Annotated in this window: 19 protein-coding genes; 7 read left to right on the top strand and 12 right to left on the bottom strand. The window is 57.2% G+C overall.

Translation table 11 applies throughout. The features are described from left to right. Window positions 1–422: 422 nt before the first annotated feature. The 4 genes from ACZ5K9_RS13505 to ACZ5K9_RS13490 form a co-directional block, all read right to left on the bottom strand. On the bottom strand, window positions 423–1,637 hold the full coding sequence (locus ACZ5K9_RS13505) for an MFS transporter (RefSeq protein WP_464271851.1): 1,215 nt from the start codon (window positions 1,635–1,637) through the stop codon (window positions 423–425). Window positions 1,638–1,985: 348 nt separating this feature from the next. Beyond that, window positions 1,986–2,249, bottom strand: coding sequence for a hypothetical protein (locus tag ACZ5K9_RS13500; protein WP_464271850.1), 264 nt, complete (start codon window positions 2,247–2,249; stop codon window positions 1,986–1,988). A 113-nt stretch (window positions 2,250–2,362) separates the two neighbouring features. Further along, window positions 2,363–2,773, bottom strand: coding sequence for a hypothetical protein (locus ACZ5K9_RS13495; protein WP_464271849.1), 411 nt, complete (start codon window positions 2,771–2,773; stop codon window positions 2,363–2,365). A gap of 18 nt (window positions 2,774–2,791) precedes the next feature. Then, on the bottom strand, window positions 2,792–3,505 hold the full coding sequence (locus ACZ5K9_RS13490; RefSeq protein ID WP_464271848.1) for a phosphoribosyltransferase: 714 nt from the start codon (window positions 3,503–3,505) through the stop codon (window positions 2,792–2,794). A 639-nt stretch (window positions 3,506–4,144) separates the two neighbouring features. Between ACZ5K9_RS13490 and ACZ5K9_RS13485 the strand changes: the two genes are divergently transcribed. Then, complete coding sequence (locus tag ACZ5K9_RS13485) at window positions 4,145–5,188, top strand: hypothetical protein (RefSeq protein ID WP_464271847.1); 1,044 nt, start codon at window positions 4,145–4,147, stop codon at window positions 5,186–5,188. 130 nt (window positions 5,189–5,318) lie between these two features. Here ACZ5K9_RS13485 and ACZ5K9_RS13480 read toward each other — a convergent pair whose 3' ends face one another. The 5 genes from ACZ5K9_RS13480 to ACZ5K9_RS13460 form a co-directional block, all read right to left on the bottom strand. Beyond that, window positions 5,319–6,161 (bottom strand): reverse transcriptase domain-containing protein, encoded by an 843-nt coding sequence (locus ACZ5K9_RS13480; protein WP_464271846.1) that lies wholly within the window; start codon window positions 6,159–6,161, stop codon window positions 5,319–5,321. Between the two features lie 289 nt (window positions 6,162–6,450). Continuing rightward, window positions 6,451–7,776: an IS1380 family transposase gene (locus tag ACZ5K9_RS13475; RefSeq protein ID WP_464270963.1), complete on the bottom strand. Its 1,326-nt coding sequence runs from the start codon at window positions 7,774–7,776 to the stop codon at window positions 6,451–6,453. 1,227 nt (window positions 7,777–9,003) lie between these two features. Next, the gene (locus ACZ5K9_RS13470; RefSeq protein WP_464271845.1) at window positions 9,004–9,228 is read right to left on the bottom strand and encodes a type II toxin-antitoxin system HicA family toxin; all 225 of its coding nucleotides are present in this window, start codon (window positions 9,226–9,228) and stop codon (window positions 9,004–9,006) included. Window positions 9,229–9,230: 2 nt separating this feature from the next. After that, window positions 9,231–9,440 (bottom strand): type II toxin-antitoxin system HicB family antitoxin, encoded by a 210-nt coding sequence (locus ACZ5K9_RS13465; RefSeq protein WP_464271844.1) that lies wholly within the window; start codon window positions 9,438–9,440, stop codon window positions 9,231–9,233. Window positions 9,441–9,485: 45 nt separating this feature from the next. Beyond that, window positions 9,486–10,079, bottom strand: coding sequence for a hypothetical protein (locus ACZ5K9_RS13460; RefSeq protein ID WP_464271843.1), 594 nt, complete (start codon window positions 10,077–10,079; stop codon window positions 9,486–9,488). Between the two features lie 132 nt (window positions 10,080–10,211). On the opposite strand from ACZ5K9_RS13460, the gene ACZ5K9_RS13455 reads away from it, so the two are divergent. After that, window positions 10,212–11,084: a DDE-type integrase/transposase/recombinase gene (locus ACZ5K9_RS13455; RefSeq protein WP_464271842.1), complete on the top strand. Its 873-nt coding sequence runs from the start codon at window positions 10,212–10,214 to the stop codon at window positions 11,082–11,084. Window positions 11,085–12,191: 1,107 nt separating this feature from the next. Here the strand turns inward: ACZ5K9_RS13455 and ACZ5K9_RS13450 are convergent. Next, window positions 12,192–13,739, bottom strand: coding sequence for a VWA domain-containing protein (locus tag ACZ5K9_RS13450; RefSeq protein ID WP_464271841.1), 1,548 nt, complete (start codon window positions 13,737–13,739; stop codon window positions 12,192–12,194). Then, on the bottom strand, window positions 13,739–14,677 hold the full coding sequence (locus tag ACZ5K9_RS13445) for an AAA family ATPase (protein ID WP_464271840.1): 939 nt from the start codon (window positions 14,675–14,677) through the stop codon (window positions 13,739–13,741). Before ACZ5K9_RS13445 ends, ACZ5K9_RS13450 begins: the two co-directional genes overlap by 1 nt. Before the next feature lie 134 nt (window positions 14,678–14,811). Between ACZ5K9_RS13445 and ACZ5K9_RS13440 the strand changes: the two genes are divergently transcribed. The 5 genes from ACZ5K9_RS13440 to ACZ5K9_RS13420 all read left to right on the top strand — a co-directional run bounded on the left by ACZ5K9_RS13440 (window position 14,812) and on the right by ACZ5K9_RS13420 (window position 19,761). After that, a complete protein-coding gene (locus tag ACZ5K9_RS13440; RefSeq protein ID WP_464271839.1) occupies window positions 14,812–15,405 on the top strand; it encodes a pyridoxamine 5'-phosphate oxidase family protein in 594 nt (197 codons plus the stop codon). A 242-nt stretch (window positions 15,406–15,647) separates the two neighbouring features. Beyond that, window positions 15,648–16,205: a NapC/NirT family cytochrome c gene (locus ACZ5K9_RS13435; protein ID WP_464271838.1), complete on the top strand. Its 558-nt coding sequence runs from the start codon at window positions 15,648–15,650 to the stop codon at window positions 16,203–16,205. A gap of 81 nt (window positions 16,206–16,286) precedes the next feature. Continuing rightward, window positions 16,287–17,636, top strand: a complete 1,350-nt coding sequence (locus ACZ5K9_RS13430) for a multiheme c-type cytochrome (protein ID WP_464273977.1) — start codon at window positions 16,287–16,289, stop codon at window positions 17,634–17,636. Window positions 17,637–18,449: 813 nt separating this feature from the next. Continuing rightward, window positions 18,450–19,142, top strand: a complete 693-nt coding sequence (locus ACZ5K9_RS13425; protein ID WP_464271837.1) for a translation initiation factor IF-2 — start codon at window positions 18,450–18,452, stop codon at window positions 19,140–19,142. Continuing rightward, window positions 19,129–19,761 carry a class I SAM-dependent methyltransferase gene (locus ACZ5K9_RS13420; RefSeq protein WP_464271836.1) on the top strand — a complete coding sequence of 211 codons (633 nt, stop codon included), beginning with the start codon at window positions 19,129–19,131 and terminating at the stop codon, window positions 19,759–19,761. Before ACZ5K9_RS13425 ends, ACZ5K9_RS13420 begins: the two co-directional genes overlap by 14 nt. 17 nt (window positions 19,762–19,778) lie before the next feature. Here the strand turns inward: ACZ5K9_RS13420 and cooS are convergent, their stop codons facing one another. After that, window positions 19,779–21,686 carry an anaerobic carbon-monoxide dehydrogenase catalytic subunit gene (gene cooS, locus ACZ5K9_RS13415; RefSeq protein ID WP_464271835.1) on the bottom strand — a complete coding sequence of 636 codons (1,908 nt, stop codon included), beginning with the start codon at window positions 21,684–21,686 and terminating at the stop codon, window positions 19,779–19,781. Window positions 21,687–21,840: the final 154 nt, after the last annotated feature.

Genomic DNA, 21,840 nt, shown 5'->3' with positions numbered 1-21,840 from the left:
TCCTCGAGGAAAAGTTGAAAAAGTATAGACTTCCCCAATCGTTGAAAAGCGCCGGAGGTCGCGTCACGGAAAAGGCTTGAGCTTCCTTAGCTCTTTCCTGTCAGGAGTTTCTCTTCACCCCCAGAGCCTTACAGACCTGCTGAATAGGTGGTGTTTCTCGGCGCAATGTGCGGGTCAGGGCTGCCGTGAAAGGAGGAACTCCAACCGGCAAGGTGTTCCACCGGCGCTTTCGTCCGGTCCGGACATCCAAGGGCACAACGCGGGTGTGGTCAGGTTGTGGCGTTCTCCGCACGATCTCCTTGTTCCTGAATCTCGCAGGACTGGATGAGAGGATGGCCCGTGGAGGCCAGGGATTATCCTCGGATGGCGTGGCCGCCCGCGTGTTCGCCAATACGACCCAAGCTTCTCGGGGCGGGTCCCGTTCACGAGCTGTCTTTGACGAAGCTGTAGGCCACCATGGCGGCACCGACGCCGAGAGCGCAGAGCACAAAGAGCATGTGATAGTCTGGATGTCCCGCAGGGTTTCGAGCCCAGCCGTGATCAAGCATCCAACCCAGGCCCTGGAGCAAGGCCGCGCCTCCGAGCATGGTAAACAGATTGATGCCCGTCAAGGCGGAGCCCGTCATATGGGCGGGCATGAGTTCCTTGATGTGGGCGTACATGACGATGCCAAAAGAGCCGAACAAACCGAAACTGAAGAGCAATCCTCCGAGAATCCAGAGGCTTTTTCCCGCCCACCCCAAGGCTAATCCGAATAGATCCACAGCCATCATGCTCAATCCCAAAAGGACGACTTTCTTGCGGGAGCGCAGCGCTCGATCGGAAAGCCATCCCCCCAGTGGTGAGCCCAAGACCAGGCCGATGTTGAGGGCGCAGAGGAGGTTCCCCGCCGTGATGGGGGACAGCCCCAACTGCTGGATCATGTATGGGCCGATCCACAGTCCTTGAATGGCCACCAAGGTTCCGTATCGAAAGAAGGTCGCAGCGGATATGATCCAATAGTTTCGGCTGGCATAAAGGGTTCGCAGGCCGGGCCAGAACCCCGCCCCTGTAGGGGGCGCCGGCGGAACCTGTGCCCCTGAGGGGTGTTCTTCCACGCAGAAGAAAAACACGGCTGCGAGCAGAAATGTCACGGTGCCGGCAATCACGAAAGACCCTCTCCAACCGATGGCTTCATTGGCCACCGCCAAGGGTGTTGCCGCAAGAATGTTGCCCAGAGTGCCCAAGGCCAGCATCATGCCCGAGAGAGTGGCAAACTCCCGAGGGGAAAACCACTGGCTGAAAAGCTTCATCGAACCCATAAGGTTCCCCGCCATCCCGAACCCAAGCAGACCGCGCCCGAGCAACGCAACGGGAAAAGACGTGGCACCGGCAAAAATCAACGCCCCTCCCGCCCCTCCTGCCGTAAGCACCGCCATGGTTAATCGACCCCCGAATCGGTCGATGGCCATGCCCAAAGGAATCTGCACGAAAGCAAATGCATAGAAAAACACGGCGCTTAGCAGCCCCAACTGCTGTGCCGTAAGCGCCAAGTCCCGCTGCAGGCTTGGGGCGATCACGGCATTGGCTACACGGTAAAATTGCGACAGGACAAAAAGAAGAGATGCCAGTGAAAAAACAACCCACCGCTTTCTCATCGAAAAATTCCTCAGAACACCCCGACTCACAGGAACCACACCACGCCGTTGAACCTCAGCCTCCGTCTTATCCAGGACGCACCCATGACTCACCCGCCAAAACGTAGCTCGAAAGCCCAGCCTTTCCGCTCTATTGTCCTCGTCCTTTCGATCGCCGGGCTTCCACTATCTTCAGGCACACGGAGCTCGGGTCAAAAAAGCCGCCGTCCTCTTTTCCAACTTCCCTTAGTCCGTGAAATTGTGTTTGCGCATAAAACCGCCTTACCGGAGATAGGATTTCGAACTGACGTGTCTTTTGTGCTCCAGGGTTTTCCATCACATTTTCACCTGGCGTCCGATGTCGGAAGGTCAGTCCACGCCGTCTCGTTTCACGGACTCACGTGGTTCGTCATGCCAAACCCCATCCACTGCACGGTTGTCCTCGTCAGGGTCCCCGGAGTCGCCCCGATACCGGGCTGCGGCCTCACTGAGAGGAGCGCACCCATTCAGGGCAGCCACGGAGGCCGTCCCTACGGGATCGTCGCCCGAGGCCGGCATCGATTCCACGTCATGACCCCAAAACAATAGCGCGATGACGCGGATCGCCCGCGTTCGAGCGCTTGTTGAAATCATCCCGAAGAAGTCGCCCTCTCGGATCGGACGCCCCTCGCCTTCCGCACCGCGAACTTCGCCATCCGGCCCCAACGGAGGCCGACGAGATGTTCAACTCCAATGTGGCTGAATCTTTAGTATTTCTTATCTTTATCCGGCTTTGCCGACTTTTTTTGCTGGCCTGGAGGATATTTTTTCTGCACCTCCTTATGATGTATGTAAGGTTTATCGACATCCATTTCCAGGATCACGTAGCGTCCGGCATCTATGGAAACATTGCGTGGTAGTGTCGCCCCCGCAGTCCATCGCCCATTTTCGACATAGAAGTACAGCCCTCGCCCTACATCCAAATAGACAGCCGCATCGGGATAATAGCGGTATTGATACTTGGCTCGATAACCATGAGCAGGGGCCCACGGTGGAGGTCCCCCACCGGGATGAGTCGTGAGTCCACCCTCCCCCGTCCCGAGGCTGACATGAGTCCAACATCCTTGGGCCGCCAGGAGCAACCACCCGATGATCAGAAATACTGAGAGGTATCTCATGCGTTCCCCTTGTTCTCTTCAAGGCGTTGGAGGTGGCCTCGAAGAATCGTAGAACTTTTGCTCAGCGAAAGAGGACCGAAACGCCTCCAGCCGTTCCAGAACCTGGTCCTCCTCTAAATCGCACCACGCCTGGTAGGCATCCGCGACGGCAAAACGCCGAAAGCGCCCGATGTGCGGGCATATCACACGGTCGGCTTTGGATTCAAGGCGCCGGACAGCCTCCATGGACGCCGTGGGCACGGCAACCAGCACCGCACGGGGACGTCGAGAGCGGATGCCGGCGACGGCGGCCTCCATGGTCAATCCCGAGGCCAGCCCGTCGTCCACGATGATGACCGAAGCGTCCTGCAGCGGTGGAAGGTCCGTCCACAAGGTCCCAAAGCGCGCCTGCCGAAGGCGCAGGCTGGCCAATGCCTTTTCCTTTTGACGTTCCACCACGGACGACGAAATCCCGAAGCGGTTCACGAGGTCATGATTGAGGAACAAAAATCCCTCAACAGTCACCGCGCCGAAACCCGCCTCGGGGTTTTCCGGAAACTGGAGTTTTCTCACAAGAAGGAGTCTCAAAGGTGCCGGCAGCGCGCGAGCGATGGCAATCCCCACAGGGACACCCCCGTTGGGTATGGCACAGACCCAGGGGTTGGGAAGGTCCAACCCTTTGAGCCTTTCGGCCAGGACCTGCCCGGCATGGTCTCTGTCCCTATAGAGCTCATCGGATTCATCCAAGGCCATGACTTCTCCACTCCTCGCCGTGCCCGCTTTTACTCATGAAATTCTGTCAAGAAAGTCCAGAGGTGGAAGCTCTCCTCGATGAGGGGAACAGATGCTCTAATCCGTGAGATTGCGTCTATGCAACAAACTGTCTTACAGAAGATATACTTTTGACCCTATCCTCGTTTACGCTATAATGTTTTCCATAGAAATTTCACCTGGCAGGGCCGGCAATTCCGATGCCTGAAGGTCGGCCCAGGCTGTTTCGTCCCTCGGATTCACGTTTATCGTCATGCCAAACCCCATCCCCGGCACGGTTGTCTTCGTCGGGGCGCTCCCCGTAGTCGCCTCGATACCGGGCTGCGCCTTCATCCAGAGGAGCGCAACCGTTCACGGCGGGCGCGGGGGCCGCCCCTGCGGAGTCGTTGCCAGGGGCCGGCATCGGTCCCACATCATGATCCCAAAACAATAGAGCAAGGGCAGGGATCGCTCGGATTCAGGAGATTGACAAATATCGGTGTTCATCGGACATTAGAGGACGCAACGCATAGCTCAAGGGGATAAGTCAATGATCCGAATGTCCCAAAGCCTTTTTCCCTCGCTTCATGGAGAAAATCTCGTCCTCGTCATCTGTCAACCTCAAGGAGCAAAGGTGTCGCCATGCTGCAATGGATATCCTGGACCGAAACGGCACGCTTTCACAACCCCCTTCGAAACGGCGATTTGGACGAACAGATCATCGAAGTCCGCCGGGACCCTTTGACAGGACATCAGAGCATATACAATGCCGCCTTAGAGGGGAAAACCGCCATCCTTTTCCCATCAACCGACGAAACGTACTTGGAAGAGCGAGCCGCCGCCTCCATGTCCACGTGCTTCCTCTGCGACGGGAAATGGAGGACCATGACGCCCAGTTACCCGGACACCCTTATCCCAGGGGGACGGTTGGTTCGAGGGGAAGCCGTTCTCTTTCCCAATCTCTTTCCTCTGTCCGCTCACCACGCCGTGGTCATGGTGGGCAACCGTCATCATCGGCGTCTGAACGATTTCCCTGAGGACCTGTTGATCGACGCTCTAACGGTCGCCGTGGATTTCGTCCGAGCCTGCGCGGAAAAAACGCCCGAGGTCGGTTTTTTCACTATCAACGCGAACTACCTCTTTCCTGCCGGGGCCAGTGTGACCCATCCCCACTTGCAGATTCTCGGCGGAGTCCAGCCCACAACACACCACCGGCTCCTTCTGGACGCGTCCCGTGCCTATCGGGACCGAACAGGCACACGCTACTGGGATGATCTCGTGGCCGCTGAGCGCACGGAAGGCCATCGCTACATCGCACAGATCAACGACACGCATTGGATTGCCGCCTATTCCCCCATGGGGGTGAATGAAGTCGTCGGTGTCTACCCCAACGCCCCGACTTTTTTGGATTGGACGGAGGCTCACATCCGCGCCACAGGCCGGGCGTTGAGTCGCGTGCTTATCGGCTACCATGCCTTGGGTTTTTCCACGTTCAATTTTTCCTGCTTCAGCGGCCCTGTGCAAGGGAACGACGGCACCTTCGCGTGCGTTCTACGGATCGTCAATCGGCAAAACGTGACGCCCCATTACCGGACGGACGACTATTATTTTCAGAAACTGCTCAAGAACGAAATTATGATCCTGCGCCCGGAAAAGCTTGCCGAACATCTGCGCGGCTTTTTTTAGGAGCTGCTCGACGGCGACGCGTGGACCATCGCGGTAGGACGGCCAGTTACCCAGCCTCCCCCGCACAGAACCCGGCGTGCAGTTTTCCCGCACCGGGTTCTTCTGGAATACTCGCTTGCGCAATCCGGCCCTAAGCCCCCAAAGCAGCCCTTCTCGCCTTCGGCCGCCCCACGATGCGCGGCCGTTCTACTTGGAATTGTTCCAATAGTTCACGAAAGCCTGCCCAATTGTAACTCCGCCGCTGACCGCGGCGGTTCAGCCACTTGAACAGGATGCGCATCGCCGCTCGGAAAAACCGGTTCAGACCGGTATCATTGCCGATGACGCCATAGTAGTTGCAGTATCCCCGTAACTTGGCGTTCAACTCCCTGAACAAGTCCTTCAACCGGTAGCGGCACTTGACCTTGCACCATTCGGTGAACCGCTTCAGCGAGTCCCGCAGCCTCTTGCGTGACGTACGTCCCTTGAGATGGGGTCTCCCTTTCGGGTCCATCCCCCAGCGGAACTCAAAGCCCAGAAAGTCGAAACTGGTCCTGCCCAGGTCGTGATGTGGACTGAACGGGATGACCCGCGTCTTCTCCCCCGACAATTCCAGTCCGAACTTGCCAAGCCTTTCTCCCACTTCCCGGTAGAACCTCTCGGCGTCCTCCTGATACTGAAACGCGCACACGAAATTATCCGGGCAGCGCATCAGACACGCTTCTCCACGACAGTGTGGCCTCACCACCCTGTGAAACCAGAGGTGCAGCACATAGAGCAGGTACACATTCGCCAGGATAGGCGATACGATACCGCCTTGCGGCGTCCCCGTCACCGGATGGAGCACCTGGCCGTCTGTGTCCAGCACCCCCGCCTTCAGCCACTTACGGATAAGCCGCAAAAACCTTTTGTCCTCAATGCGTTGCTCCAACATCCTCATCAACCAGTCATGGTCTATGGTGTCGAAGAACGCCTGGATGTCCGCTTCCACCACGTGGTTTTACCGCCCAAACCGGAGCATGATGGTCAGTTTACCGCATCTACTGCCCCACGTTCGGACGATAGCCATAACCCTGAATCAGTGAAGTGTGATTGGGTGGACTGACGAGCATGGATTCGGAACCCATTTTGGGGCTCACCGATGCCCTGATTCAGCCACTTTTTCGGGTCATCGCCTTTTCAAGGCCTGAAAAGCCCTCATGGCGATGCCATTTCAGACATTTTCGGACACACCTCACCCCCTTATGGCCAAAGGAGCTTTCAGGCTTTTGCGGCGGCGATCCCTATGCTGGGCAAAATTTGAGATAAACACTCCGAAAAGCGTGAAAAGCGGGACAATGCCGACCAAACTGGAGCTTCAGCCGACGAGCGCTTCGGATCACGCGCGCTGCCAGATAGATCAGCTCCTGGATCACGGTCTTTATACGACGCCGCTTCGCCCGATGCCGTACGGGCGAAAAATGGGCCAGGAGGCCGTTTTGCCCCAGGATGCGCAAAATGTTGTAAGCCAGTCCGCCCAGGGTCAACACCAGCGCATTGGTGGCAAATTTTCCAGACGGCAACCGCTCCAAGTCCAGGTCGGACTTGATCTCACTGTGAAACTGCTCGCTCAGACCCCGCTTCTCGTACAACCCGATGACTTCCTCTTCAGGGACGGAAAGCGACGTCCACCAGCCCTCCAGCTTGATATCCGGCCGGATCAAGATTTGCCCCTCGCTATCCGATATCCTCTCGGTGACCCGGATCACCAGCCGAAACCGATAGGTTCTCTCTTCATGGTGTCGCGTCACCCACGTGCTGAAGACCGCCACTTTCTGGCCGGGGCGGGGCTCACTCACACGGCCTTCACTGAAGGCCCGATCACGCCAGGAAAGGACGTCGGCCCGGCGCGGATTCCATTGGATGATAAAGCTCACCTTGGGGTGTCGGCGAAGCTCCACAAGCGTTTCCAGGGCGTCGTGAGCCGAGTCCGTTCGCACCAAAAGGGGCTTGCAGGTCACCTTGCGCGCATGCACCAACATCTTGCGCAAAAAGTCAACAAATCCGCTCTGAGAATGCTGAGAACCAGGGCGAAGCTCCAGGCCCAGACACCATCCCTCCTGCCCAAGGTAGGCCCCGATCGGCGCGTATCCGTCATAGTCCCGGTACGTGCGCGACACCCCTTCTTTCTTTGTGTCGGAATTGTCCAGGCAGAAAACATCCAGGTCCAAAGGCACGTGCCCCGTGGAAAGCGCCGTCACGGGAACCTGAGTCCTCTCAAGCAGTTCTACGCTACTTGCGCCGGCAACACGTTCGAAAACTCTCGCGTGCTTGTCCAAACGTTGCCGCAAAGTTTCTTGCGAAGGAACCTTCTGAATGTCCAGAGCCTCTTTGAACCAGTCATCGCCGGCGACCTCTGCAGCGGCTTCAAAGTCACTCTTGCCCAGACACAGAAGCCCCAAGTAGGTCTTGACCACATCCGCGTGCGAGATCATTGGTCGCCCTGGAACTTCCTTTTCCAACTGCTCGCACAGGCTCGTGTAGCCGTTGATCAGATTCCCCACAAGGGCCAAGCCTGCCTGCCCGCTGTAGAAGGCCTTCGAAGATTGTTCGATCTCAATTTTCTTCATGAGTGCACCTGCCGGGTGAAAATGTGACAGGAGACCCTATAGCACAAAAAGGGATTAAATTCAACAGGATGTCTTCAGTAACATAATTTTATGTATAGACGCACCCTCACGGATTAAGGATAACTACAACGCAGGAAATCCTGCTCGTAGATGGCTTGTCGTATCCGCGTAACCGCCAGTTGCAGCCGCTTGTCCTCGACGGCGGGTATCCCTAACGGACGCCATTTTCCGTCGCCCTTGGGGGTTATATTGCCTTCTGACGAGTTTGGCTCGGTATCGCTTCTGTTTGAGCCGCTCCACTAAGTCAAAGATATTCTCATCGAGGTTGCACTCATATTCTTCGGCGCTTATCCGGTCAACACCGTAAGCGGCGTCTTTCCGAATATCCCGCCAACACTCTTGGAGAAACTCCTCGTTGAGCAACTCGTACAGATTGCCAAACCGATGCTTCGGTTGCTCTCGGGCCTTCTTCACTATCCCCTGCAAGAAGGTTAACACTGTTTGCCCTGCCCTCCCTGTCGGGTCAATGTGCCCTATGCAGGCTACGTATCCCCGTCAGCCCCTTCCCCTTGTGACCGGCCCTACCGTCTCCGAGTCCTATGGGCTGATCGGACTCCCCGGCGTCTTCAGTCCCCGACTCCTGCTTTCGGTCGGCTTACCTGCCCCTGGCGGGGAGTCTCTCCACACCCCAGGTCAGGAACAACCAGGGTCTCGCAAGTCCCTGATGCTTCTCTCCACGCATCCCGCGCTCTTCGTGAACCCCGGCAGACCCTCGCAGCACTCACCCTATCGTGCTCTCTGTGTGGGCTTCCCGTCCGTTGTCACGGTCGCCGTCTGCTTCAATGCTCGCTAACGGGGCTGTATCAACCTTCAGGGAGTGCGGTCTCCCTTACGGGCTGCGTGGTTCCCTGTGTACGCTTCAACGATGCCGTTCGGCAGGCTGATTCCAGAACTCTGTGTCGCTGCTCTCCGGGCGCGTAAGGGTCGCTGGTCCCCCCCTTGCGCCGAGGTATTCCTTCGGTAACTCCTCAAACCGACCTTAGCCTCCTCCATCGCTGCAACACTCGGTACAGGTGGGTGGTTACCGCTTGCCCGATGGGGACTTGCACCCCATAAGAAGCACCAATTTGGCTTGACGCACCAACGGATAACGCTTCACCTGCGACGCGAAAGCGGCGTCAGGTGGAAGCGCGGATTAGGCGCATTCCCTATAAGAAAGTTTGCCGATCACCTGTATTTCAAGAACTCTTCCAGGGAAAGTCCAAGATCTTTGGCTATCTGCCGTAGCAGAATAGGTGAGATGTCTCGTCCTTGGTGAAAAGGGACAGTTGTACTCCGACCCTCTGGATGCCGATACTGCTTGTGTGAGCCTCTTTGGCGCACTTCAACAAAGCCAAGTTTTTCCAAGATTGCCACTACTTCGTGCGGCTTGAGAACCGGATATTTGCCCATCGTCAGGCAACCACCACCATTTGTGTACCGACAAACTCGGTTTCAAGTGTTGGCTCGCCATCCTCAAGCAGCATTTCAATAACCTCGCGAAGGTTTCTTAATAATTCATCGAGTGTTTCTGCTTGTGTGTGAGCACCTGGAAATCCTGGCACATAGCCAACGTACAAACCAGTATCGGGACATTTTTCAACAATCGCTGGAAAAGCTCTCATGGTATTTACCTCCATTGCAATTCTATACCGCGACACGCTTTGCGCCTAACGCTCAGCATCAGCGGCGGCGCCCAGCGACGTCAGGTTACGGTCCACGCTGAACTTGGACCCCAGGGTTGTGGGCTTCGAATGAACATGGTAGAGGCGCTGCTCTACCTCCTGCCAAATGAAATTCTGGATCTTCCAGTCGATGTGAATACTGATCGCGGACTCCACCAACGGGGCGACTTGGCGCTTCAGTTGCGGCCGGAGATGAAAGTACCGGGAGAGGAATACGCCGTCCATGGGTTCCACCATGTCGCAGAGCTGGACTCCTGGAATGCGTTGCTGGACTATAACCGGAGCTGTGTGTAGGCCGAAAAGCCAGCGGGGCCATGCCGGAACAACGAAACGGCTATCGGGAAGGCCGACCACTTCCACCTCACGAAGTCGGGCACGCTGAAAACGGTGAACTAGAAGGAAATGAGGGCACTGCTCACCGAACGACTCCCGTGTCGCCTTGAACTCGGGGAAGCGCTCTGTGGTTCTCTCCAGATTCTGAAAGCGCTCCAACTTCTCGTTGCGGCGGATATCTTGAGGGTCCGTGAGTCCCCTCCTGACGTACTTGTCGATGTCGGTCCTTCCGCGATCGGCTGGCACCTTCAGAACGAGATCCCAAAGGGAGCCTAGATGTAGGCTGCCGGACGATTGCATAGACGCCAAACGTCGTGCACTCGTAATGGGTCGTGAAGCGATCCGCGACCTGATTGAGGAACTCTGGCGCCAACCCCTATGAACATTCGTCAGCACAAGAATGCCAAAACCACGCCGGCATGGTGCGCCTATATCCAATTCTCGCCTTTGTCGGTGGCGGCTCTGGCGGCGGAGTTGGCTGTATCGGGAGACACCATCCGACGCTGGAAGTCTCGTGACACCGCGGAAGACCGACCGCATACCGCTCATCGCTTGGGGACCACGCTGACACCGGCTCAGGAGGTCGTCGTCCTCGCCCTGCGCAAAACGCTCTGGCTGCCCCTGGACGATGTGCCGGTGGTCACCCGGAAGTTCATCAACGAGAAGGTCTCCCGCTCGGGGCTGCAGCGGTTGCTCAAGCGCAATGGCGTGTCCCGGTTGCCCCGCGACTCCAAGGATGCGGCCGGCCACAAGCCGTTCAAGGCCTTTGAGTCTGGGTTCTTGCACCACGACGTCAAATACCTGCCCCAGACGGCCAACGAGACGTCTCGCCGATATCTCTTCGTGGCCATCGACCGCGCCACCCGCTGGGTCTTCATCCAGATCAGGTCGAACAAGACCGCGGCCGCTGCCCGGGCCTTCCTGGCCGCTTTGCACAAGGCCTGCCCGATCAAGATCACCAAGGTGCTGACTGACAATGGCAAGGAGTTCACTGATCGCCTGACCAAGCCACGAAGCCCGCAAACCAATGGCATGGTCGAGCGCTTCAATGAAATTCTCGCTACCCATCGTTTTGACAGCGCCCAAGACCTGGAGACCACTCTGCGGCGCTACGTGTGGCTGCACAATTATCATCTTCCCCAGAACGCTCCCGGCCACACCACGCCCTTCGAGGCCATGAAAAACTGGTACGCTAAAAAACCTGATTTATTCATTTCAAAGCCAAGCAATCGTCCGGGACCCGACAGATAGTCAAAACTACAACGCAGAAAATCCTGCTCGTAGATGGCTTGTCGTATCCGCGTAACCGCCAGTTGCAGCCGCTTGTCCTCGACGGCGGGTATCCCTAACGGACGCCATTTCCCGTCGCCCTTTGGGATTATATTGCCTTCTGACGAGTTTGGCCCGGTATCGGTTCTGTTTGATCCGCTCTACAAGGTCGTGCGTGTTCTCATCGAGGTTGTGTTCATATTCTTCGGCGCTTACCCGGTCAACGCCATACGCAGCGTCTTTCCGGATATCCCGCCGGCATTCTTTGAGATACCCCTCGTTGAGCAACTCGTACAGATTACCAAAACGATGCTTGGGTTGCTCTCGGGCCTTCTTCACTATCCCCTGCAAGAAGGTTAACACTGTTTAACCGGCCCTCCTTGTCCGGTCAATGGTTCTTGTGCAGGCTACGTACCCCTGTCAGCCCCTTCCCCTTGTGACCGGCCCTACCGCCTCCGAGTCCTATGGGCTGATCCGACTCCCGGGCGTCTTCAGCTCCCCCTACTCCTGCTTTCGGTCGGCTTACCTGCCCCTGGCGGGGAGTCTTTCCACACCCCAGGTCAGGAACAACCAGTGCCTCCCAAGTCCCTGATGCTTCTCTCCACGCATCCCGCGCTCTTCGTGAACCCCGGCAGACCCTCGCAGCACTCACCCTATCGCGCTCTCTGTGTGGGCTTCCCGTCCGTTGTCACGGTCGCCGTCTGCTTCAATGCTCGCTAACGGGGCTGTATCAACCATCAGGGAATGCGGTCTTCCTTACGGGCTGCGTGGTTCCCTTTGTGCGCTTCAACGATGTCGTTGGGCTCCCCTACCAGGGAAAGAGACCGATAGGCGGTTCGGCCAGGTTTCCCTCTCGCACTCGTGGGTATCGTGCGGTGTGTCCTCTGAACCTCCTCTCCTATCCGTCTCTCCCTCTTCCACTTCCTTCATCGCTGCAACACCCGGTACGGGTGGGTGGTTGGCCCTTAACCGATGGGGACTTGCACCCCATAAGAAGCACCAATTTGGCTTGGCGCACCAACGGCGAGCGGCTTTAACCACTGTCGTGATCCAGCCTGTCCCTTGAACGGGCGGTCGTCCCTCCACCCCTCATGGGATAACCCCATACGGAGGACTGACCGTCCATGACGCATTGCGCACGCCGCCCCGTGTCGCTGGTGTGCCCCCAGGCGATGCTCGAAGAGGTCTCGGCACGGCTGCCGACGCCCAGGTCCTTATCCCGGTTGTCGGGGCCGGCGATCTTTTGCCCGGCCCATATCGGGGGAGCGGAAAAACGGCTCGGCCACGGCGATGTTGACCGACGGGTTCCACGGCGATGAGGCGCGCCAGGCGTTCCAGGTGTCCCATAGTATGGCAAGGCATAAGCACATCGCACATAGGTCGGTAGACATTTATGACCGAATCGCCCGTATCCCATAAGGGTTCAGGCTCAGGGTTCAGCCAGACCAGGCGTCGCACTCTGTCCCGAATGCGGCGGAACGCCCCTTCGGCGGGGTCGTCATGGTTGTTACGCGCATCGCCGAGCACAACCATTGTCGTCCTGCGGGAAATGCTCTTCAGGTATCGGGCGGCAAAATCTTCAAAGGTCTTTCCGTAGTCGGTCAGGCCCATGATCACGGCCAGGCCCTGGCCCGTTTCGATGCGGGCCAAGGCTCGTTCCAGCGGCTCCCGGCGGAAAATGTCCGTCACCTCCACGAGGTTGGAACAGAAGACGAAACTGCGGATTTTTGAAACCAGCCGATTCAGATTGTAGAGGAAAAAAAGAAAAAACCGCGTCACATGCCGTACGGAACGGCTCACATCACAAAGCACCACAACTTCGGGACGATCCGGTCGGGGTCTTTTCCATTGCGGATCAAAAATGAGACCTTGTGTGCCGAGACTCCGGCGAATGCTGTCTTTGAAGTCCAAACGGCCGAGACGTTCCCTGGTTCTCCTTCTGCCGTATCTCGCCTGAATCCTTCGGATCATGGCGGCCGTCAGCCGATGCATCTCGTCCACATCCCGCCGCTCTCCATGCGAAAGGCGCACCCGGTCCCACTCAGTCCTGTCCAAGTTTGGAGACGCCGAGGGTTCATGGTGAAGACGCAATCGCACATCCACGTAGGACCGCACCATGGTCACCAGGGCTTCCCGGGCCTCCTCGAGATACTGGCTCTTGGCCGCAGCCCCGCCCGAGCTGCGGAGGAAATCTACGTCCTGGTTCAAAAGATCCACATTGAGGCGACGCAAGATCGCCTGCACATACAGCCCCCTCTGAAACATGGACACGGCCCCTTGAAGCCCGACACTTTGCGCGGCATCCGCCACAGCCGCCGCCAAATGCCCCTGGTCCCCCGAAAGCAGCACGGAGGCCAGAGAAGAAAGACCATCCCCCGTCACTCCCCCAATCCCTTTGACGTGGGACCATCCGACAAAAAAAGGCTGCACCGAAAAGAACGCGTCGAAGCATTTATCAAAAATTTTTTGTGCCGACGGAGACTTGGCGAGGCAAGCCGCCAGGGCGGCCTTCAGGACGGCTCTGTCGGCACAGCCTGTCGTCGCCGCGGCCTCCAAAGCATCCATATGTTCCGCTGGGGACACCCCGACGCCTGCTTGCCTGAGGATCCCCACAAACTCGGCGATCGCTCGATGCATCAATTGACCTCGGTGCGGGTGGCCACAAGGAGTTCAGGAATCAGGGAGCCGAGATGTCGAAGATCCTCCTCGTGTTTCAGAATAACATTTAGGGTTTGCGCTACGAATTCTCGGGTGAGCGTACCCACATTCAGCACCAAGAGCACTTTGGCCCAATCGAGGGTTTCGCTGACCGAGGGCACCTTGCGCAGCTCCAGCTTGCGCACCTTTTGGATGAAGGCAACGAGTTGGGCGGCAAGGTGCGGGGGGAGGTCCGGCACGCGGGCCTGAAGGATCTCTTGTTCCAATTCCGGGGTCGGGAACTCCAGGTAAAGGTAAAGGCACCGCCGTTTTAAGGCTTCACCCAATTCCCGCGTGCTGTTGCTGGTCATCACCACGAAAGGACGGCGAAGCGCACGGATGGTGCCTAGTTCGGGAATGGACACTTGAAAATCCGAGAGCACCTCCAACAGGAACGCTTCGAACTCTTCATCTGCCTTGTCCACTTCATCGATAAGGAGTACGGTGCCCCGTTCTTCGCGAAGGGCTTTGAGAAGTGGGCGCGGTTCCAGGAAATGCTCGGAAAAGAAAAGGTCTTTGACTTCATGCAACCGAGCCATGGATTCGTGCATGTTGCGGGATCCTTGAAGCACAGTGTCCATGCGGTCTTTGAGGATCTGGGAATACAGCAGCTGCTTGCCGTATTGCCATTCGTAAAGCGCTTTGGACTCATCCAACCCGTCGTAGCATTGAAGCCGAATAAGAGGTCGGCCGAGCACACGGGCCGCCGTTTTCGCGATTTCGGTCTTGCCGACCCCGGCCGGTCCTTCCACCAAGAGCGGTTTTTCCAGACGGTGAGCCAAGAAGAGGGTTGTCGCCACCTCGCCCGAACAGACGTAACCTTCCCTGAGAAAGGCTTGTCGCACTGCATCTCCTGAAGTAAAGTCGCGCTCGTTCATTTGCCCTCGCCACTGTGCGTTGTCATTCTTTGGAAAGACGGCTCGGACCGCCGATGTCTCAACACGGCGGACCATGCCATAATCTCAGCACGCCGCGCAATGGAAATGGGCCAATCCCACAGAAAGGAACGACCATGCAGAGAAAGCAATGCGAAGTGACTGATTCGGAAGCCATTCGTACCCTGTTGGAATCTTGCACCATTGGACGGCTGGCGACGACCGACGTCCATGGGTATCCCTATGTCACCCCGGTAAACTATGTCTTTTGGAACAACCGAATTTATTTTCATTCGGCACCGGAAGGAGAAAAGATCGAAAATATCCGAAGGGATAACCGCGTCTGTTTTCAGGTCGACATCCCTCTGGCCTATGTGGACCTAAAATTTCGCTCCGGCCAAGAGCCGTGCCGGCTTCACCAATTATATCAGAGCGTGATCATCCGTGGGCGGGCCCGATTCGTGGAGAATGTGCAAGAAAAGACCGCTGCACTGAACGCGTTGGTGGCGGCCCATGAAAAAGGGCACCCTGTGCCCCTTGTGGATGAAAGCGCTCCCGCCGTGCAGGCGTGCTGCGTCATCAAAATCACGCCTGAAAAAACCTCAGCCAAATTCGACCTGTGGCAAAGAAAATCTCCCGAAGAGAGGAAAGCCCTTGCCGTCTACCTCTTGCAAAGAAACCGCCCGGGAGACCGAGAGACGGTGACCGCCTTGGAAACCTCCGTCTTGTGAACAAGGTTTCATCCCACAAGTGCGTCGAAGTTTGCCCCGAATGTGGACGATTCTCGCTCAATTTCACTGACTTTTTCTTTTGTCGAAGCATAAGCGATTGTCTGTTGACACACCGCAGCTTTCCATTTAAGTATAAACAAATTCACATGCACCCTTGGCTGACGCGCAATAGTGGCCGGGTACGCCGGAGACAAGGCGGTCGAGGGTCGCCGAGATGAGACCCCTCGCAGGAGGGCACGTTCATGAAGCGTTGGGTGAAAGCCTCTCTGTGGATCGTTGTCGGGGTCGTGTTGGCTTTCCCTTTGTTTTCCATGACCTACTATACCATGGTCCGCACCTCCACGCCCCAGTTCTGCGCCACCTGCCATGAGATCCGTTTTGCTTACAACACGTGGAAGACGTCGACCCACACCAACAATGCCCAGGGCTTCGTTGCCGACTGCATGGACTGTCATCTCCCCGCCCCTCACGATACGGTCGAGTTTTTCTATGCCAAGACCATGCACGGCATTAAAGACATATACATCCATTTCCGTGACGGACCTCAAGCCTATGATCACGCCAAAGCCCGTGAGGCAACCTACGCGTCCATGAAAAACGACCAATGCCAAAAATGCCATCGCAACATCCTCTACATGCCGGAGAAAAGAGGGGCCATGCTGGCGCACCGTTCGGTGCTCTATGCCAGGCCGGGCTATGAAAAACGCTGTGTGGACTGCCACCGCAATCTGGTGCACATCGCGCGGGATCGCTACGGGTACAAACAACTGGAGGCCAATTACAGGGGTCTAGGCCTATGACGTCAGGCACTCAAACACCGAAAGGGGGACGCTATGGGGCAGCGAGACCGGCTCGCAAAATCTCTGGGTTATGGAATCCTCATGGTCATCACCCTTGTCGCTGTGGCCATCGCCCAGACGACAACCAACACGCCGAAGGCCAAGGAGTTTCGTATCGAACGCAGCCTACCCAAGGAAGCTGTGGCATGCATTGAATGCCACCGTCGTGAGAGCCCCGGGGTCTTCGCCGATTGGGCCAACAGTCGGCACGCCAGTGCCAACATTACGTGCCTGGACTGCCATCAGGCCGAAGCGTTTGACCCCGACGTCAGCCGCGAGCATGACAAACAGTACGAGCGAAGCAGCGCCCCTTACGGCACCAAGGAATATCGAGTGCCCATAGCCGCGGTGGTGACCCCGAAGGATTGTTCACGCTGCCATCCAGATGAGGCCAAGCAGTACAGCCGGAGCAAACATGCCAACACCGTGGAGATTATTTGGAAAATCGACCCATGGCTAAAACTCGGGATGAACAGCGACACAGAACGCGAAGCTGGTTGTTTTCATTGTCACGGGACGGTCCTTCGAGTCAAGGACGGAAAACTCGATCCGGCGACGTGGCCCAATGTGGGCGTTGGGCGGGTCAACCTGGACGGCAGTAAAGGCAGTTGCACCAGCTGCCACACTCGGCACCGTTTCTCCGTCATGGAGGCGCGCAAACCGGAAGCGTGCGGCCAATGCCATCTGGGACCGGATCACCCGCAGATCGAAATCTATATGGAATCGAAGCATGGAGACATCTACACGGCTTTTGGGGATGAATACAATTGGAACGCCGCTCCAGGAACATGGACACCCGGTGTGGACTTTCGGGGCCCGACCTGTGCTTCCTGTCATATCTCAGGAGCAGGCACGGTGCTTACCTCCCACGATGTCACCGAACGCCTGTCTTGGGAAACCCAGGCGCCTCTCACCGTAAGACCGTCTGAGTTTGCGGCTTTCCCCGCCCAGACGAATTGGCAGGTGGAGCGGGAGAAGATGCAAGCGATCTGCATGCAGTGCCACGGCAAGACCTGGGTGACCGATCATTACCTCAAACTCGACAAGGTGATCCACGAGTACAACGAAGTCTACTTTAAGCCCGCCAAGGCCATGTTGGATGAACTTTACGGTAAGGGACTGCTGGATCAAACGAAATACTTCGATGAGCGTTTAGAAGTGGAATACTACGAGCTCTGGCACCACGAGGGACGAAGAGCTCGAATGGGAGCGGCCATGATGGCGCCGGACTATTCCTGGTGGCACGGGTTTTATGAGTGTAAGAAGCGATACAATAATTTTATGGAAGAAGCGCGCCATCTTGTTCATTCCAACCAGAAAGCCTACAGAGCCACGGATTTTCCCAATGCCACGGGCAGTACAGAACGTCCAAAGGAGGTCTTCGGCCAATAAAATCTCAACCCGCCGTGGGAGGCGCGCGGAGCACTACCGGTTCCGCGCGCCTCTGGTCCTTTATAGGGCCCGCCCTCCTATAGGCCGGATGCCTTTCCGGTATGTCCATTCGACCTTGGGGATTCGGCCGTGACGGCTTCCAAGTGTCTACTGTGCTTTCTCTCCGTTGTTCGCTTCCCGAACCCACGAAACGACATCACGTGGACACAATTTCAGGTATCCCAACCGATGCCCCTGAACATCTAAGAGCATCCTGAATCCGTGCGATCCCCGCCCGTGATCAACCGTTTTGGGGCTATGGTGCGGAATCGATGCCGGGCTCGGCCAACGACACCATTGGGACAGACCCTCATGTCTGCTGTAAAACGCTGCCGTCCATTGGATGAGGGCCGCGCCCGGGCTCGCGCCAACCACGGCGGCGCGCCGATGACGACAACCGGCCCGGAGTTCGGCTTTGGCATAACGATCCATAAACGTTAATCCGTGGTGCAAGACGGCGCGGACTGACCTTCAGGTACCAAGCGATTCCCGTCAGGGCTAAAAGTTTGATGGAAACCCCTATGCTATAAAAGAGACGTAAATTCATCATGATGTCTTCGTTAAGGGAGTTTTGTGCCTAGACGCAATCTCAAGCATCAAGGTGGATATCATCCAACTGTCCCATAGGTCGTCACCCCGGCCTCGAGATTTCATAAAGCGGCTCCATGAGCTGGGTAAAGTCTGATAAAAGATCAAGACGCGGTCCCTTTGGGGGACACGCCTCGCTCGTCCACTAGGGCATACTTGTCCACCCTTCTCACCTTAGGATCGGACATGAAGCAAGGAAAGAAAGGCGGAAAAATCTACGGGACTGGTGGAAGAACGACTCAGGCCCTTTCGCGGGGAAGGCCGGGTCTGAAAAAGGGTCTCCTTGAGGTGGTCATCAAATCGGATACCGTAGGGACAGGCGAGGCCATTGAGGCGGCCGTGGAAAGTCTCAATCGAGGGGGGCCACGGGTCAAGATCGTTCATCGAGGCGTGGGGTCGATTTCCAAGTCCGATGTCTTGTTGGCGGCGACGGCAAGTCGCCTTCTGCTGGGGCTTGGGGTCGACTTGGCGCCGAAAGTTGCCGAGGCCGCACGGAATATGGGCGTCGAGATTCACCTCTTTGAACTCATCCAGGATCTCCTCAACGCCCTTGAAGTGCGGTCGGCTCCCCCTCCCAAAGGCGACGTCGCACCTGAAGCCGAGAGAATTGTCGGTCACGGGAAAATCATTGCCCTCTTTAAAAGCAGCCGCCGCGGAATTATCATCGGGTGCGAGATCACAGAGGGTGTTTTTCGCGAAGGCGGCCGCTTCCGTATCATTTCAGCCATGGGGCCTGTATACTCCGGTGTGATCCAGTCCATGCAGATCGATCGCAAGCCTGTCAAGGAAGCCTCCAGAGGCCGACAAGTGGGCATTAAGATCCCTGACTGGAAAGAAGCCAAAATAGGCGACCTGGTAGAGGTTTATGAGACCCCCTGAGTCTGCCCGCGACGAGTATGGGAAAATTGCCACATGCTATGATCGATTGGAGAGCTTTCTGAAACGGGCCCGGCAGGGGGTCACGCGAGCCGTTTTAATAGCGCAGTGTCGCCGGGTTTTGGATGTGTGTTGCGGCACGGGTACCCAAGTTTTTTTGCTGCGCGCTGCGGGCGTTCCCGCCTTTGGAATCGACCTCTCCTTCGAAATGCTCCGCCGGGCTGTCCGCAAGGCCGGCGGGCAAGCCGCTTTCGTCCGCGGAGATGCCCGCCGTCTCCCTTATCCTGCCGAGTCCTTCGACGGTGTGGTTATTTCTTTTGCGCTTCACGAAAAACCTTTTCCTCACCGTCGAATCATGCTTGCCGAAAGTCGCCGAGTCTTAACCCCCGGCGGCACGTTGTTCCTCATGGACTATGTCCGCCCAACTCATCTGCGCGCCCGGCTTTTCCTCGGTGCCGTGGCCCTCATCGAGCGCTCCGCGGGCTGGACACACTATCGGGCCTTCCGGGACCACCTGCGGCGGGGCGGGACGGACACCCTCTTGGCCGAGCTCGGGATCCAGATTCTTTCCCGCACGCTCTTCCTCCACGACACCGTCGGGTTGTACGTCGGACGTTGGTAATTTCAGCGTTTGTTTTCTTATTTCAGACCCAGTTTGCGTCGGTTTTTTTCGATATGCGCCAGCAGGGCGTTTGCCGCTTCTTCCGGATTGGGATTCACGTCAAGAAGCCCTCCCGTGACGTCCTTCAGTTCCTGGGTCAAAAGCTTCACCAGATTTGGAGCTCCCGTGACGTTGGGGACGGGATTCACATAGGTGTACAAACCGAAAGCGAGCGCAAAAATGGCGTCGATGGTGGCTTTCTGTTCCATGTATTCTGGAGCGCAGGCGACCACGGGAAGATCGGGAATGGCCACTCCGCCCAGCGCCGCCGACACCGCCCCCACCAAGTCGGCACAGCGCCCCGTGTCCGTACACGTGCCGTAGCTCAAAACGGGGGGCACCCCCAAAGCTTCACAAACGCCTCTGAGGCCCGGTCCGGCCAAGTCTTTGGCTTCCGGGAGACACAATCCGGCCACCTGTAGCGCCGCGTTGCCGCATCCCATGGAGAGCACCAGGATGTCCCTTTTGATGAGTTCTTTGGCCATGCGCACGCTGTGCACATCCTGTCCCGTATCCCTCAGGGTGGTGCACGAGACGAACCCCGCCACACCACGAATCGCCCCGTCCTTGATGGCGTTCAACAGAGGATCCAATGAACCACCCAAAGCCTCCACAATGCTCTCGTTGGAAAAACCGACCACAGCCTCACCCAAACGTAAGCCCGAAACAGGTTCCACGATTTTTCGCCGTTTCGGAAAATTCTCAATGGCCATCTCCAGTAGGGCCGCCGCCTGTTCGGCCGCCTTTTCCGGAACGTAATCCAGCCTGTCTGAAATCCCTTCGAAGGCCACGAGATCGCTCACCGGGATGAGTTTGAAGTGATACTTTTCCGCGTAGAGCGGATCAATGGGCATGGAGCAGTTCATGTCGCAGGCGAAAAGATCCACACACCCGCTGGCCAGAACGGCTTCCTGCATGATCCAGTTCCCCGTGAAGCCGAAAAAGACGTCGTCCATGGTCCAGCGTTGGATCATTTCTTGTCCCGTTTCGATGGACGCAATGACCCGCAGACCTTTTGCGCCCACCGCGGTGGCCTTTTGCTGCCACTGAGGCGTTCGGGCAAGCTGGACAAGGGCAAAACCCAGAAAAGGTTCGTGCCCATTGGGAAGCACATTCACGTAATCCGGGTCCAACACCCCTAAGTCCACCCGCATCCTGTGCGGTCGAGGGATGCCGTAAAGCACGTCCTGGCAGTATTCATTGACGATCTGGCTCTGGTAGGCCATAGCCACCGCCATGCGCATGGCCTTGAGAGCCAGGCTGACGTAGTAGCCGTCCACATTGGTCAGGCAAGAACTCGTGGCCCGGAGCATTTCCCCGTAGACGCCGCCGGGAAAGACATCCAATTTTTTCCACAGCGCCTGGCGATCTGGTGGGGCGAGCCGGGTGACGATCTCACTGGGTTCGTGGGCCGGCTTGTGAAAATCCTTCTGCGCAAAATCGCACAGCCGCACAGCCGTTTCTTCGGTCGAGCCCGCCGTGTCGATACCGAGCCGCTCGGCGAAGGTCTTTAATTTTTCCGGCTCGGTGATCCGAAAGGGTGTTTTTCCCTGAGCTGTGGCGCGCAGAGTGCGTAGGGTTTGTTCCGTGTGATAATGGTAAGTGGAGGTTCCCATAACATTGCGGAGAAGCATCATCCGCATGGCCATGCCGTCGGCCTTAATGCCACAGACCCCCCGCTTGTCCTTTTCAGCATCGGCCCGGCATGGCCCGTTGGAACAAAAATCGCACCTCACCCCGCCCATACAGAAGGGGCATCGCTTATCCGGATCGTTGCCGAGACCTTGGGCCGCATACCGATCCCAAATGTTTGTCATCCCGTCGCGGCGGATACGCTCCACCATTGCCTGCACCGATCCATGGTAGGACAATCGCTCCTTCTCCATTGCTTTCCTCCGTGCTAAGAGAGTCCTTGTTGTGACGTCATGGCCTCGCCGGCCCCTCAGGGAAGTGAAAAAATTTTCACTCATTAGAGCTTTCGGGGATGAATCCGTCAAGGGGGGTATAGGCTGTGGGCAGAGCGGCTTTTTCCCGCGCATC

It is taken from the genome of Desulfosoma profundi, assembly GCF_055387865.1.
The sequence above is the reverse complement of the archived record's forward strand: the minus strand, read 5'-3'. Positions and strand labels throughout refer to the sequence as shown.